This is a genomic window from Limnohabitans sp. JirII-29 (genome assembly GCF_003063395.1).
Lineage (GTDB): Bacteria > Pseudomonadota > Gammaproteobacteria > Burkholderiales > Burkholderiaceae_C > Limnohabitans.
Map to the genome: position 1 here is coordinate 85,188 of NZ_NESB01000010.1, position 13,649 is coordinate 98,836.

13 protein-coding genes and 1 pseudogene are annotated in these 13,649 nt (G+C 56.1%); 9 read left to right on the forward strand and 5 right to left on the reverse strand.

Going from position 1 to position 13,649, the window contains the following annotated elements; translation table 11 throughout:
• Window positions 1-123: 123 nt before the first annotated feature.
• The 6 genes and pseudogenes from B9Z39_RS14585 (at window position 124) to B9Z39_RS14610 (ending at window position 5,199) form a co-directional block, all read left to right on the forward strand.
• On the forward strand, window positions 124-2,157 hold the full coding sequence (locus B9Z39_RS14585; protein ID WP_108302195.1) for a protein kinase: 2,034 nt from the start codon (window positions 124-126) through the stop codon (window positions 2,155-2,157).
• A 293-nt stretch (window positions 2,158-2,450) separates the two neighbouring features.
• A pseudogene (locus tag B9Z39_RS14590) lies at window positions 2,451-3,017 on the forward strand (transketolase); the annotation flags it as partial.
• A gap of 19 nt (window positions 3,018-3,036) precedes the next feature.
• Entirely contained in the window at window positions 3,037-3,210 is a 174-nt protein-coding gene (locus B9Z39_RS14595) for a hypothetical protein (protein ID WP_233249025.1), read from the forward strand.
• Window positions 3,211-3,273: 63 nt separating this feature from the next.
• Window positions 3,274-3,474 carry a tripartite tricarboxylate transporter substrate-binding protein gene (locus B9Z39_RS14600; RefSeq protein WP_233249024.1) on the forward strand — a complete coding sequence of 67 codons (201 nt, stop codon included), beginning with the start codon at window positions 3,274-3,276 and terminating at the stop codon, window positions 3,472-3,474.
• Between the two features lie 52 nt (window positions 3,475-3,526).
• A complete protein-coding gene (locus B9Z39_RS14605; protein ID WP_108302197.1) occupies window positions 3,527-3,895 on the forward strand; it encodes a helix-turn-helix transcriptional regulator in 369 nt (122 codons plus the stop codon).
• Window positions 3,892-5,199, forward strand: a complete 1,308-nt coding sequence (locus B9Z39_RS14610) for a type II toxin-antitoxin system HipA family toxin (RefSeq protein ID WP_108302198.1) — start codon at window positions 3,892-3,894, stop codon at window positions 5,197-5,199. Before B9Z39_RS14605 ends, B9Z39_RS14610 begins: the two co-directional genes overlap by 4 nt.
• A gap of 15 nt (window positions 5,200-5,214) precedes the next feature.
• Here the strand turns inward: B9Z39_RS14610 and B9Z39_RS14615 are convergent, their stop codons facing one another.
• From B9Z39_RS14615 to B9Z39_RS14625, 3 genes are all read right to left on the reverse strand, one after another.
• Window positions 5,215-6,633, reverse strand: coding sequence for a Fic family protein (locus tag B9Z39_RS14615; protein WP_108302227.1), 1,419 nt, complete (start codon window positions 6,631-6,633; stop codon window positions 5,215-5,217).
• Between the two features lie 151 nt (window positions 6,634-6,784).
• The gene (locus tag B9Z39_RS14620; protein ID WP_108302199.1) at window positions 6,785-7,750 is read right to left on the reverse strand and encodes a tripartite tricarboxylate transporter substrate binding protein; all 966 of its coding nucleotides are present in this window, start codon (window positions 7,748-7,750) and stop codon (window positions 6,785-6,787) included.
• Window positions 7,751-7,769: 19 nt separating this feature from the next.
• A complete protein-coding gene (locus B9Z39_RS14625; RefSeq protein WP_108302200.1) occupies window positions 7,770-8,834 on the reverse strand; it encodes a tartrate dehydrogenase in 1,065 nt (354 codons plus the stop codon).
• A 110-nt stretch (window positions 8,835-8,944) separates the two neighbouring features.
• Here B9Z39_RS14625 and B9Z39_RS14630 point away from each other — a divergent pair, with 110 nt between their 5' ends.
• The 3 genes from B9Z39_RS14630 to B9Z39_RS14640 all read left to right on the forward strand — a co-directional run bounded on the left by B9Z39_RS14630 (window position 8,945) and on the right by B9Z39_RS14640 (window position 11,029).
• On the forward strand, window positions 8,945-10,381 hold the full coding sequence (locus B9Z39_RS14630; RefSeq protein WP_108302201.1) for an 8-oxoguanine deaminase: 1,437 nt from the start codon (window positions 8,945-8,947) through the stop codon (window positions 10,379-10,381).
• A gap of 74 nt (window positions 10,382-10,455) precedes the next feature.
• Entirely contained in the window at window positions 10,456-10,737 is a 282-nt protein-coding gene (locus B9Z39_RS14635) for a type II toxin-antitoxin system RelB/DinJ family antitoxin (protein WP_369823344.1), read from the forward strand.
• The gene (locus B9Z39_RS14640) at window positions 10,709-11,029 is read left to right on the forward strand and encodes a type II toxin-antitoxin system YafQ family toxin (protein ID WP_100147847.1); all 321 of its coding nucleotides are present in this window, start codon (window positions 10,709-10,711) and stop codon (window positions 11,027-11,029) included. Before B9Z39_RS14635 ends, B9Z39_RS14640 begins: the two co-directional genes overlap by 29 nt.
• A gap of 63 nt (window positions 11,030-11,092) precedes the next feature.
• Here the strand turns inward: B9Z39_RS14640 and B9Z39_RS14645 are convergent, their stop codons facing one another.
• Together B9Z39_RS14645 and B9Z39_RS14650 are read right to left on the reverse strand one after the other, a co-directional pair.
• The gene (locus B9Z39_RS14645) at window positions 11,093-13,078 is read right to left on the reverse strand and encodes an ATP-binding protein (RefSeq protein ID WP_108302202.1); all 1,986 of its coding nucleotides are present in this window, start codon (window positions 13,076-13,078) and stop codon (window positions 11,093-11,095) included.
• Window positions 13,079-13,092: 14 nt separating this feature from the next.
• Window positions 13,093-13,632, reverse strand: a complete 540-nt coding sequence (locus B9Z39_RS14650; RefSeq protein ID WP_158269511.1) for a YfiR family protein — start codon at window positions 13,630-13,632, stop codon at window positions 13,093-13,095.
• Window positions 13,633-13,649: the final 17 nt, after the last annotated feature.

The following is a 13,649-nucleotide window of genomic DNA, read 5'->3' on the forward strand; positions in this document are numbered from 1 at the left end:
CAAAGTGTCGCGCACCCCGTAAGAAAAACATATTCGGGTCTTTGCATGTATGGAAGAAGATGGTTTAACTAAACTCTTTTAACGGATACATCAACACTTACGCCGTGCACACGGAGGCATTTAATGACAAATATGTTGACAGACATTGAGGCTTGCCTCGCTCAAATGATTGCTAGATCCGAAAAAAAGGCCCGAACCCTGCGTGTTCTCCACTTTCTCGACGCTCATGTGTCGACCTGGATGAAGATTGCGCGATGTGAAGATTTCAAAAATTGGCTGACGGTTGTCAATCCCAAGTCTCGGATGAAGCGCGGACAGATATTGCTTGATGCCTGGGATTACCGGGATGAGAAAACGGTCGCAACGCTTTTCCGGCTCTTCTTGGATCAACAATCAGGAAAACGACCATATCAGCACGGAGCAAAGATCAATGGAACCACCCGTCGTATTGGCGATCTCATTTTTAATGAATACGAAATCATTGATCTGCTGGGTGTTGGTGGGTTCGGTGAAGTGTTCCTAACCTACTGTCACAACCCTAAAGTTCAATGCTTCGATGCATTAAAGCTTATGAAGACAGAGAGGATCAATGCGGAGAGTAGAAAACGCTTTGAAACCGAGGCACGCCTGCTACTAAGTCTTGAGGACAGCCCATTCATTGTCCCCGCAAGATTCATTGAAGTTCGAGGCAATGAAGTGGCGTTAGTTATGGACTACGTTACGCCAGATCAATATGGGCGCACAACCCTTGCCGAGCACATTAAAACAGGACAGGTGCCCATTAAAAATCAAATCCGATGGGCAATTGAATGCTGCACAGGATTAGAGGTCGCTTATAAATCTGGGGTAAAAGCACATCGCGACATCAAACCTGCAAACATACTAATCGATGATTCGCATACTGCACGAATAACAGACTTCGGCATTGCCTCCTTGGGTCTTTTGCCTGGCTGCCCAAGGCCATCAAGTCTCATCTCCGTTGAAGGTGATGTTAATTCAAGAAGGACGATGAAGGGCACATCTTTTGGCACACCTGCCTACATGGCACCAGAGCAATTTTCTAACGCATATGCATGTGATTTCAGAAGCGATATCTATAGCCTGGGGATTACGCTTTTTGAACTAGCGCAAGGGGAATTGCCGTTTGTACCGCGCCTTGAAGGACGGGTTGATGAAGACATCATCTTCACAACCCTGGAGAGAATGCACAACCAAGCAGATCTGCCAAGGATAGATTCGCCACTTTATCCAGTCATTGGGAAATGCTGTGCCAAGCGACCGGAAAACCGATTTCAGTCAATGGCTGAACTTCAGAATACATTAATTCAATTGGCCGCAAAGATTGGCACACATCTGTCTCAGACAACGGAAAATGAGCCATCTATATTTGATCGCTACAACAAGCTTGGCAACCAAGCGGTTGCCCACGCCCGGCTGGGTGAGCATGAAAAAGCCATTCCTCTTTATCGCGAGGCGATCAAGATTTTTGATCTAGGAAGATCTGCATTTGACCTTGGTCTGAGCTTACAAGCATTGGGGCGATACAAGGAAGCACTTGAAGCGTACCTTTCTCTGAAAAGTGATCGAACAGCTGATGATGAGATCAGCATTGGCTACTGCCAAGCTAAAGTAAATGGGTGGAAATATGCAATACCGCATTACAAGGCCGCTACGGATTTAGAACCAAACAGCTTTAATGCTTGGGAGAACTTGGCGTTCGGTTACATAGCAACCTCACAATTGGATTTGGCGGCCAAAGCGTTGGCAAGAGTCGTCACTTTTCCGGCGTGTCGCCCAAGCCATTGGATAGACAAAGCAGAGGTTGAGCTTTCGCTGGAGAAAATCACTGACGCTGAGAAGTCACTGAACAACGCACTGAGCCCACAGTCTTCAGCAGAACCCGCCGACAGAATCAAGGCGCTCAAGATGATGGCGAGCATTAGACAGCAGAGTTTTTATCTGGCCGTGAAGAGGCTGCTTGGACCTGGTTACAACGAAGCTAAGTTACGTATAGCACTGGATGCTGCGTTCGAGGCGGCTAATAGTGAACGGTCTGATGAAGCTAAGGTGATCCAAGCAATACGCATCAAAGAGCCGGCCATCACATACAGCCAAGCCGAGAGAATCTATCGAGAACTACTCAGACCAAAAATGTAGTTATCCCTAAAAAAGTTAGGGGAGCTTTGACTGCACACTAGGTCTATCAAGCGGTCAAATGAACGGTTGCAATGCGCATCACTTCAGCTATTTCCCATCTGATCATCAATGTAAGGAACGCTGCAAACCAGCTATTCACCTCACTCAATGAGTGTCCCCCCTGCCTGCCCAAACCCACCCAGCGTTGTTCTTAAAACGCGGCAACCGCCGCCCCACAAAGATTGAATTCGTTTCAGCAAAGCCTGAATATTCATCGCTTGTCTTCATATATCGGGTTCGCAAAAATCCGCGCCATGAATGCACACCCCCAACAAGCTCTGGCGCACGCCATCCGTTTTTTGTCGATCGACGCCATTGTCAAAGCGCAAGAAGGCCACCAAGGTGTGCCACTGGGCATGGCCGAAATTGCCACGGCGCTCTACACCCGTCACCTCAAGTTCAATCCGCAAGACGCAGGCTGGTTTGACCGCGACCGGGTGGTGCTGTCCAACGGCCACGGCTCGATGTTGTTGTATGCCTTGTTGCACCTCACGGGTTACCCAGAGTTTCCGAAGCAAGCGCTGCAAAGCTTTCGCGTGCTGGGCTCGGTGTGCGAAGGGCACCCCGAGCGCCCGCACGGCTTAGGGCACACATCAGCCAACGGCATTGAAGTGACCACCGGCCCGCTGGGCCAAGGCATTGCCAACGCGTTTGGCATGGCGGTGGCCGAGGCGTATTTGAACGCCCGCTTTGGCGACCACCTGGTGCTGCTGTGGGACGACAACCAAATCACCGACGACGGCAGCACCGAACTGTCCATCAGCGAGAACGTGGCCGAGCGTTTTCGTGTGGCAGGCTGGCATGTGGTGGAGCTCGACGGCCAACGACATGGCGGCGCTCATGGGGCTGCCGGTGAAGTTTGTGTTCAGCCACGACTCGATTGGCATTGGCCGCAATGGGCCCACGCACCAGCCGGTCGAAATTTTGGCGTCGCTGCGTGCCATGCCCAATATGTGGGTCATGCGGCCTGCCGATGCGGTGGTGGCAGAGGCACAACGCCTGCTGGCGGGCTGAGGGCTTACTTTTTGCCCAGCCCCAAACGCGCAGCGCTGGCCCGTGCTGCCAGACGTGCCCACCGTGTCGCAGCAAGGCGTATCCGACTATGACGTTCGCTCGTGGGCTGGGCTCATGGCACCCGCAGGCAGGCCAGCGGCCACCGTTGACCGGCTGAACGTAAAAGTGCAAAAAGCACTGCTGGTGCGCGCCGTGAAAACGCGGCGGGAAGACATGGACGGTGAAGCGCATGGATATCCGATGCAAGCAGTCATAGATTCATAAGAGAATGTATTTTTCACAAAAAAATGTCGAATAGCGCATAATGGTTACTGTTATGCCAGCTAAAGCTCCTTCCCTCTATCCTTCCCAGTTGCGTCTGTTGCGCGAGCTGGGGCTCAGGCTGCGCGAAGCTCGTTTGCGCCGTCGGCTGTCGGTGTCGCAAGTAGCCGAACGAACAGAAGTGTCTCGCCCTACGCTGAACAAGGTGGAAAAAGGCGATCCAGCGGTGACCCTGGGCACCTACCTGCGTGTGTTGGCCGTGCTTGGCCTGGAAAAAGACCTCGCACTGATTGCTGCCCAAGACCCTGTGGGTCGCCGTCTCCAAGATGCGGGGCTGGCCGTTCCACGCCGTGCCCCTAAACGCAAAGTCCTTGCCGACTCAACCCATGATCCACAAGACGGCCAGGAAGGGGACTCGAAATGAGCACTGCCTCACAAGCTGCTCCACCGAACCAACTGCCAGAAGGTTTGGAAGTTTGGCTGGACGATCCAGCGTTTGGGTCGCTGGCCCATCTGGGGCGTCTTTATCGGGTAGGCGGCGAGTCAGTCCGGTTTGAATACTCCCCCCTGTGGCTGAAAAACCCAGCAGCATTCGCGCTCGATCCTGAACTGTCCTTGGCTGGTGGCAACTTTCACCCCAAAGACTCCAACTTCGGCATCTTCTTGGACAGCTGCCCAGACCGTTGGGGCCAAACGCTCATGAAGCGTCGCGAAGTAGTAGAAGCCAAACAACAGGGCCGCACACGTCGAGAGCTCCGCGCGTGGGACTTTTTTCTTGGCGTGCAAGACGCGACCCGCATGGGGGCTCTGCGGTTTTCTGCCCTGCAAAGCGATCGACAACTCAGCAAGGGGCAGCCTCCCTTATTCGTGGACGGCAGCTGCCTGGCCAACGAGGCCTTGTCTGCGCCCGCGCTGACGCACATTGGAGAACTCCAGGCCGTGGCCTTGGAACTCACCCGCAAGAAAGTAGAAGATCTGGACCTCTTACAACAGTGGCTGCGGGTCTTGGTCGCACCTGGTGCCTCTTTAGGTGGTGCCCGCCCCAAGGCCAATTTGCAGGACAAGCAAGGTCATCTGTGGATAGCCAAGTTTCCTGGGGCAGATGATGATCATGATTGGGCATTGCGTGAAATGCTTTTGCATCAACTCGCCGATGAATTCAAGCTGAACGTGGCTCCGGCCCGTTTAGAAAAAGTAGGACCGGGCTACTACACCTTCATCACGCGTCGTTTTGATAGAGAAAACAGACGCCGACGATTCTTTACATCCGCTATGGCAGCCTTAGGTCGCAGCGACAGCGAAGAATCGTCTTACCTCGACCTAGCCGAATTCATCGCCAACAAAAGCGGCGTTGAGAACAAGCTGGCCGAAGACCTGCGTGAGTTGTTCCGTCGGGTATTGTTCAACGTAAGCGTGGCCAATCGAGATGATCATCTGCGCAACCATGGCTTCATCCGACAACCCAACGGTTGGCGGCTGGCCCCTGCCTACGACATGAACCCATCTACGAAAAAAGACTGTCACATATTGGCGATAGATGACACCAGCACAGAACCGGATCTCGACACGGTCCTCAGCACAGCAGAGCTTTATCGTGTAACGCCTGCCCAAGCACAGGAAGATCTCAAGCGTTTACAAAAGGTGTTGAGCACATGGCGACAAAAAGCCAAGCGACTCTGCCTGTCTGCGGAAGATCAGGCTGAACTAGAAACGTGCTTTCAAATTTGATGTTCATAGATTGGGTCAAGCAACGCGCCCCACACACTTTTGCTGCCAAGCCAAATATTCAGCGCGGCGCAGGCGGTAGCGGGCGATGTTGCCTTCGTGCAGTTGTTGCAATGCGTCGGTCAGCATTTGTTTGAAAAGCTCGCGGTCAGCAGCATCAGCGGCCTCGCGTGTCAGTTTGGCCAGCACGGCGGGCTGTGGTTTGCGCAGGTTTTTGACCACGGTTTGCACGGCTTGAATCAAAGCCTCGCGGTATTTGATTTTCAGTGGATGGGGTTCAACCATGGTTTGCGTGATGGCCAAGTAACGCTGGCATGAACGCTCGTAGGCCCACACAAACACATCGCGCAGCAAATCGACTTCGTTGAGTTCATAAACCCCCAAGGTGCCTTCGATGTAGGCGCGTTCAGGCACATCAACAAACGACAAAGGGCAAAGGTTGTGTTTGATAAGCGGGATGTTGGCCCCAATGCGCGAGACGCGTTTGTTGACGTCTTCAAAGGGTTGCAAATAGGGTAGCTGCACCATCAAAAAAAACGCCTGTTCAAACGGGTCGGCAATGGCTGCCGCTTTGTCAAGCATGAGCGCAAAGCCGTCTTCAATGACTTGCGGCAAAGCAGCCGGGTGGTACACGGTGCCCGCAATGTCCACCACCCGCCAGCGCAAGCGACCGCTGGCCAGTGGGTCGCGCATCAAGTCTTGCGACAACACGGCGTGCAGGTTCTTGAAGGTGAAGGCGTCAAAGCCCACGTCGTGTGCGTCTTCAATCAGCATCTCAATGGCTGATTTGTGGTTCAAGATCATCTGCGTTTCAATCGCGTCTTTGCCTTGGGCCACTTGCCCTAGTTCGATGAGGTTTTGGGTGTCGAGTCGGCTGTAGGTGTTGCCTTCCAGCTTGGACGAAGCCCACGACAAATCCACCAGCAAACGGCTCAAGATGTCGCGGGCGTAGGTGCCTGCGGGTCGCTCACTGGCCGATGTGCGGCCCATCTGGTGCAACTGCTTGCGCAGCGATTCGCTCAGGTAAAAGGTGTTGCCGGGCAGGTACGCCTCCAAAAACTCGCGTCGATAGCCCACCGGGCGGCGGTGCATCAAAGGCAAGCGCACTTGATCGCGAATGCGCGCACCAGCGGGCGACACCGAGATGTACGGCTCTGCCTGCGCGCCACCCACAAATGCAGAGGTGGTGGGTTCGCGTGCCATTGTTTTGGCAAGCAAATTGGGTTTGTAGAGCATAGAAATGCCAGGGCCTTCGGCACGCAGGCGTTGCATCTCAATCAGCCGTTGCAAGCGCCGCTGCAAGGTGCGGCGGTGGAGCTGCCCCGCTTGGCGCTGTGCCATTTGGGCCTCAATGTCCGAGATGCGTATGCCTTGAGGGTGGACCAACACGATGGACTCGATCCACTGAAGTTCTTCGCTGGGGGTGGTGCGTGGCATGGCGGGGCCTTTCTGTCTGTCGTGGCGAGACATTTATCGCGACACTATTTAACGCTATTTTGTCGTCATAAGTGTCGCATATTGTGTCGCAAGACAAAGCTTTGTTGTCGCAACCCGCATGAGCCGCCAGCTAGAGGCCAGTCACAGCGCTTTACTTTTTGCCCAGCCCCAAACGCGCAGCACCTTCTGTGTAGAGTTCTGTGCGTTCTTTCATGAAGGCATCCATTTGATCCACACCAACGTTGACCAACTCAAAGCCGTTTTTGGCGGCGAGTTCTTTCATCTCGGGGTCGTTGTTCAAATTGGCCCACAGCTCAGACAAACGTTTGCGCTGTTCTGGCGTGGTGGCTTTGGGCACACCAATGCCGCGGTACGCACCGTCCACCCAGTTGACCCCCAGCTCTTTGAAGGTGGGCACGTCGGGCATGAGCGCATGGCGCTGCTCCATGGCCACGGCCAGCGGGCGCACACGCGCTTTGTTGGCAATGGCAAATGGGGTGTAGGTCATGGCCCCATCCACTTGGCTGCCCAGCACTGCCGTGGTCATGTCGCCCGTGCCTTTGAAGGGGATGTAAATGGTCTTGATGTTGAAGGCGGCGTTGAGTCGCTCGTGCGCGGCGTGGTTGGCCGAGTTCAAACCCGAACCACCCAGCGAGAGCTTGCCCGGGTCTTTTTTAGCAGCCGCTAAAAAGTCGGCAAAGGTTTTGATGGGGCTGGCCAGGGGCACCACCAAAATGTCTGGCGTGTAGTGAAACCAATACACGGGTGTGACGTCTGCCGTTTTGTATTGCACTTGGCCCTCAATGGGCTGGAACACGATGTGCGGCAGGTTGATGCCCACCACGTTGACACCGTCTGCGGGCAAGGCGTTCATTTGCGTCCACATCAGCGCGCCACCTGCCCCCGCTTTGTATTGCACGATGGTTTCAATGGCGGCGCACTTTTTCTTCAACACCAGTTGCTGATGGCGGGCCGACAAGTCAGACTCGCCCCCCGGTGGAAAGGCTTGCCAATACTGCACGTTCTTATCGGGGCAAGGCTGCGCCAAGGCCAGCGTTGACAACACAGCAGCCGCCAAGCCAGCGCCCCATACACGCCAAGAAAATTGCAAGCTCATGATGTTGTCTCCTGATGAATCAACGAATCAACGCACACACCGCATCGGTCACTTGCGCGGTGGTGGCGCTGCCGCCTAAGTCACGCGTATGAAGGGCGGGGTTGGCGGTCACTTGTTCGATGGCGTGCATCAGTTTTTGTGCAGCCGCGTGTTCGCCCAAGTGGTCGAGCAACATGACGCAGCTCCAAAACGTGCCCACGGGGTTGGCCAGGCCTTGGCCCATGATGTCAAAGGCCGAGCCGTGGATGGGCTCGAACATGCTGGGGTAGCGGCGCTCGGGGTCGATGTTGCCGGTGGGCGCAATGCCCAAGCTGCCTGCCAGCGCAGCCGCCAAGTCGCTCAAGATGTCGGCGTGCAAATTGGTGGCCACCAAGGTGTCCAAGCTGGCGGGACGGTTGACCATGCGCGCGGTGGCGGCATCGACCAACTCTTTGTCCCAGGTCACATCAGGAAATTCGCGGCTGATTTGCACGGCAATTTCATCCCACATGACCATCGCATGGCGTTGCGCGTTGGACTTGGTCACCACGGTCAGCAACTTGCGCGGGCGCGACTGCGCAAGTTTGAAGGCGTAGCGCATGATGCGCTCCACGCCCGCACGGGTCATCATGGACACGTCGGTGGCTACCTCAATGGGGTGGCCTTGGTGGGCACGGCCGCCCACCCCCGAATACTCGCCTTCTGAGTTTTCTCGCACGATCACCCAGTCCAGGTCTTTTGGAGCGCAACGCTTCAGGGGCGCATCGATGCCAGGCAAGATGCGCGTGGGCCGCACGTTGGCGTATTGGTCAAAGCCTTGGCAAATTTTTAGGCGCAAGCCCCACAGCGTGATGTGGTCGGGAATGTGTGGGTCACCTGCCGAGCCAAACAATATGGCGTCCATGTGGCGCAAAGCATCAAGGCCGTCTTTGGGCATCATCTCGCCGTGTGCGCGGTACCAGTCGCCACCCCAGCCAAAGCTGGTGAAGTTGAAGGTGAATGCTTGGCTGCCCGAGGCCAGGGCTGCCAGCACTTGCTGGCCTGCTGGAACTACTTCTTGGCCAATGCCGTCTCCGGGAATGCATGCGATGTTGTAGGTTTTCATCGCTTCAGTTTAGAAACCGATGCCGCACGGGGCAAGCCCTCAACACATGGGACATTCCCGATGCTGCGTTGGTCAGAAAACTCGGGACATAGAGCAGTTAAAGTTTGCGCATGACCACCCTGCTGATTCACCGCGCCCGCTGCATCGCGTTACTTGACGATGCCAACACCGAACTCCATCACGCCTCGCTGCTGATACGCGATGGGCGCATTGACCGCATCTTCAAGTCCGACGAACCGGTGGACGCCTGGCTGGCCCCCGGTGCGGTGGACGAAGTGATTGACGCCCGCCACCACGTGGTGGTGCCTGGCCTGATCAACACCCATCACCACATGTACCAGTCGCTCACACGGGCGGTGCCACAGGTGCAAAACGCCGAGCTATTCAGTTGGCTGCAAGGGCTGTACCCCATATGGGCGGGGCTCACGCCAGAGATGGTGAAGGTGTCCACCCAAGTGGCCATGGCCGAGTTGCTGCTGAGTGGCTGCACCACCAGCAGCGATCACCTGTACATCTACCCCAACGGGGTGCGGCTGGACGACAGCATTGAGGCCGCCCACACCATGGGCATGCGCTTTACGGCCACACGCGGCAGCATGAGCGTGGGCCAATCGCAAGGCGGCTTGCCGCCCGACCGCGTGGTGGAAGAAGAGCCTTTCATTCTGAAAGAAACACAACGCCTGATCGAGACTTGGCACGACGCCAGCTTTGGTGCCATGACGCATGTGGCCGTGGCCCCATGCTCACCCTTCAGTGTGAGCCAAGACCTGATGCGCAGCTCGGCCGAGTTGGCGCGCGCCTACAAGGTGCGGCTGCACACGCACCTGGCCGAGAACGACCACGACATTGCCTACACGCGAGAAAAGTTCAACTGCACGCCCGCCGAGTACGCCCAAGACCTGGGCTGGGTGGGCGACGACGTGTGGCACGCCCACGGGGTGAAGCTCGACGACGCGGGCACCTACCTGTTTGCCAAAACACGCACGGGCATTGCCCACTGCCCTTGCAGCAACATGCGTTTGTCCAGCGGCATCTTGCCCTTGCGCAAGATGCTCAATGCGGGCGTGCCCGTGGGCCTGGGTGTAGACGGCTGTGCCAGCAACGACGGGGCACACCTGCTCAACGAAGCAAGGCAAGCTATGTTGCTGGCCCGGGTGGGGCGTGCCTTGGAAGCACCACGCGTGGTGGACGGGCGCACCGTCTTCGGCTGTGACGTGGGCCCGTCTGACATGACACCGCGTGACGCCCTGCGCTTGGCCACACGCGGGGGTGCCCAGGTGCTGGGCCGCGCGCACGAGCTGGGGCAACTCAGCCCCGGCTACTGCGCCGACATTGCCATGTTCCGCACCGACACCCTCAGCATGGCCGGCGCTGCGGTGCACGACCCGGTGGGCGCGCTGCTGCTGTGCGCCAGTGGCCAAGCGGACTACACCCTCGTGAATGGCCGTGTGGTGGTGCGGCAAGGACAGATTGCCACAGTCGACATGGGGCCGCTGATTGAACGGCACAACCAGTTGGCCTTGCAGTTGGCGCTGGCAAGTCGTTGACAGACGTGGGCGGTTGACAATATCTCAATTGAGATACAAAATACGATCCATTCTAAATTTCGCAGGAGTCCGCAGTGACGGCACAAACCTCCATGCTCCACATTCGTGTGGATGACGACACCAAAGAGCAAGCCACAGAGGCCCTCTCAGCCATGGGCTTGTCTGTGTCAGACGCTGTGCGTTTGTTTTTACGCCGCGTGGTGATTGACCAAGCCTTTCCTCTCGAACTCAAAGTGCCCAATGCCGAAACACTGGCTGCGATGCAAGAGTCCCGCGCCATGATGGCCAAACGCCGTGCACGCTTTGCAACGGCTGACGAACTGTTCACTGATCTTGAAAAAAACAGCCGCAAGTAAACGCGCTGCGCTGCCGCGTGCGTCTGACTACACCAAGACGTTTCTCAAAGACTGGCAACGTTTGTCGCACTCGGGGCGCTATGACATGGTGCGCCTCAAAGAGGTCATGGTGCAGCTCATTGCGAACGACATGCCTCTCGGGCCCGAATGGTTAGACCATGCGCTCAAAGGCAATTGGGCTGACCACCGTGAATGCCATATCGGCGGCGACTTTTTATTGATTTACCAAGTGGGCGACAACACAGTTCATTTTGTGCGTGCGGGCACCCACTCAGAACTGTTTAGCAGTTGATGCCTGTCGCGACCAGTGCCCGCCCAGCGACGGTGTGTGCAACAGCGCGCTAACTTTCGAAGCTCAAGCTTTTGATTGCGGATCGCGCGTCCAGCGCCGCAGCACGTCGAGCAAGCTGTGGCCTGTGAAAGGTTTGGTGAGGTAGTCATCCATGCCGGCGGCTTCGCACTTCTCGCGGTCGCCTTGCATGGCGTAGGCCGTGAGTGCCACGATGGGTATGCGCTCAGGGCTGGTTTGCTGGCTCTCCCATAACCGAATCTGGCGCGTGGCCTCGTAGCCATCCACATCGGGCATTTGACAGTCCATCAGTATCAGGTCGTAAGTCTTGGCCGTGGCTGCCTCGACGCCCTCTGCACCGCCGTTCACAACATCAACCACGCAGCCTAAACGCTTCAAGGCTGTGCGGGCCAAGATTTGATTGACGGGATGGTCCTCCACCACCAAGACGCGGCAGCTGTAGCCCAACACGGGATGCCCGATGGGGTTGTTGGGCATGACCTGGTGTGGCTGGGCAGTGCCTGTGGGTGTGACGGCAGATTCCATGTCCAAATCGACTAAGAACCAAAACGTGCTGCCTTGGCCAACTTGGCTCTGGACTTGTATGTTGCCGCCCATGAGCTGCACCAAGCGCTGCGCGATGGCCAAACCCAAACCGGTGCCGCTGTGGCGTCGCGCAGTGCTGATGTCGCCTTGGTTGAACTCGTCAAAGATATGGTCTTGTTGTTGGGGCGAAATGCCAATGCCTGTGTCACTGACTTCAAAGCACAATTGCACACGTGTGTCAGACGCCTGCGCTTGTGACACATGCAGATGCACTTCGCCGGCATTGGTGAACTTGATGGCATTGCCCAACAGATTGGCCAAAATTTGGCGCAAGCGCCCCGCATCGACACGGCACCAATTGACGACCTCGGGGTCGACGGTCAAGCGCAGAGACAAGTTTTTGAGTTGCGCACTGCGTTGGAAGAGTTGAATCAGATCTTGCAGCAGACTGCGTATCTCCACAGTCGAAGGACTGAGCACCATCTTGTTGGCTTCGATTTTTGAAAAATCCAAGATGTCATTGATGATGCTCAGCAGCGCCCGGCCAGAGCTGAGTACGGTTTCTACCTGGCTGCGTTGTTCGGTTTGCAAAGGACTGTCGAGCAACAACTCGGTCATGCCCAAAATACCGCTCATGGGGGTTCGAATTTCATGGCTCATATTGGCCAGAAACATGGACTTGACGTAGGCCGCTTGCTCAGCCACGAGGCGAGCCTGTGTGGCCTCTTTGACAGCTTGTTCAAGCTCTTGGTTGCTGTGTGCCAATTGTCGATTGCGGTCATCGAGCGCGACCTCTCGCTCTTGCAAGTGCGTCAACATGTCGTTGAAGCCACGGGTCAGTTGTCCAATCTCATCATCGGATTGGCTGTGCACGCGGATGCCGAAATCTTGCTCTTGCGTGAACTGGCGCATGGACTGAGCCAGCCCGGTGATGGGCTCGACCAAGCGCTGCTGCAAAGCAGATGCCGCGCGCATGGCCAACCAACCAGAGACGATTGAAATCAGCATGATGAACAGCAAGCTGACCCCCCACTGTTGCAGCAAACGGTTGGGGCTGGCGCTGATCAAGATGTAGCCCACGGTTTCGTCGTGCAGCAACACGGGCGCTGTGTGCTCCATCAAGTTGACGCGAAACACGTAGCCACTGTGTTGGTGGGCATCTTCGCTGGTCAGCTGTTCGGGATGAACTGAGGCTGCTCGTCCTTGCGCGCTGTAGCTCGCAAAGCGTTGGCGCTCGCGGTCATAGACCGTCACGGCCACGATGTCTGGCTCGGCTTGCACCGATTGAAGCAGCAACTGCGCTTGACGTGCATCTTCAAACTCCAGCGCAGCCGTGAGGTTGCTGCCCGCCATTTGCGACACCACCGCGAGTCGATCGAACATGTTTTGCTGGAAGGTCCAACCTTGGTAGAGCAACAAAAGCACAGTCGCCGCGCTCAGCGCAAGGGTGACCGTGCGCAGCATCAAGCTGTTGAGTTTGTTTTTGATGAGATCTGGTTTGCGCATATGAGCCTGCCTGTTCAGTCCACGACGCGTGCCAACTCAAGGAGCGGCGCACCAATTTGCAAGCCATGCTCGCGGGCATAGCGCAGCTGAATTTCAAAACCAATGCGGTTGTCTTTGCGAACCAAGGCAATGATGCCGCCGCGCTTGTTGAAATCAGGCATGTCACTGATCGTTAACAAGGCGTTGCTGCCCGAGCCATAGAGCAGTGCAGGGCTGACATCTCGAACGGTATTGCTGACGTAAAGAACATGGCAGCCACGGGTGTCGAGTGGCAACGTCAGTTTCTTGAAGCGGATGTCTCGTTCACGTATTTTTTGGTTTTGCAGGCTTTGCAGTGCGATCTCAGTGGGTGACTCACCCCAGATACACACTTGCAGACTTTCTGTGCGTGTCATGCTGTCAGCTGGCCACTCCACAAATTTGATCAAGCGCAGGATGAGTACCGCTTGGATGCGCGCCTCTCGTGACAAATCTGTTTGTGCATGACTCGTGCTTAGCGACGCACACAGCATGACAACACTGAACCCAACCAGTGCCACGATGCGTTGAAGCATGCAAGTGCGCATGTGTG

Coding starts and splice junctions, on each gene's coding strand:
- B9Z39_RS14585 (WP_108302195.1), top strand. CDS start 124: ATGACAAATATGTTGACAGACATTGAGGCTTGCCTCGCTCAAATGATT.
- B9Z39_RS14595 (WP_233249025.1), top strand. CDS start 3,037: ATGGGGCTGCCGGTGAAGTTTGTGTTCAGCCACGACTCGATTGGCATT.
- B9Z39_RS14605 (WP_108302197.1), top strand. CDS start 3,527: ATGCCAGCTAAAGCTCCTTCCCTCTATCCTTCCCAGTTGCGTCTGTTG.
- B9Z39_RS14610 (WP_108302198.1), top strand. CDS start 3,892: ATGAGCACTGCCTCACAAGCTGCTCCACCGAACCAACTGCCAGAAGGT.
- B9Z39_RS14615 (WP_108302227.1), bottom strand. CDS start 6,633: ATGCCACGCACCACCCCCAGCGAAGAACTTCAGTGGATCGAGTCCATC.
- B9Z39_RS14620 (WP_108302199.1), bottom strand. CDS start 7,750: ATGAGCTTGCAATTTTCTTGGCGTGTATGGGGCGCTGGCTTGGCGGCT.
- B9Z39_RS14625 (WP_108302200.1), bottom strand. CDS start 8,834: ATGAAAACCTACAACATCGCATGCATTCCCGGAGACGGCATTGGCCAA.
- B9Z39_RS14630 (WP_108302201.1), top strand. CDS start 8,945: ATGACCACCCTGCTGATTCACCGCGCCCGCTGCATCGCGTTACTTGAC.
- B9Z39_RS14645 (WP_108302202.1), bottom strand. CDS start 13,078: ATGCGCAAACCAGATCTCATCAAAAACAAACTCAACAGCTTGATGCTG.
- B9Z39_RS14650 (WP_158269511.1), bottom strand. CDS start 13,632: ATGCTTCAACGCATCGTGGCACTGGTTGGGTTCAGTGTTGTCATGCTG.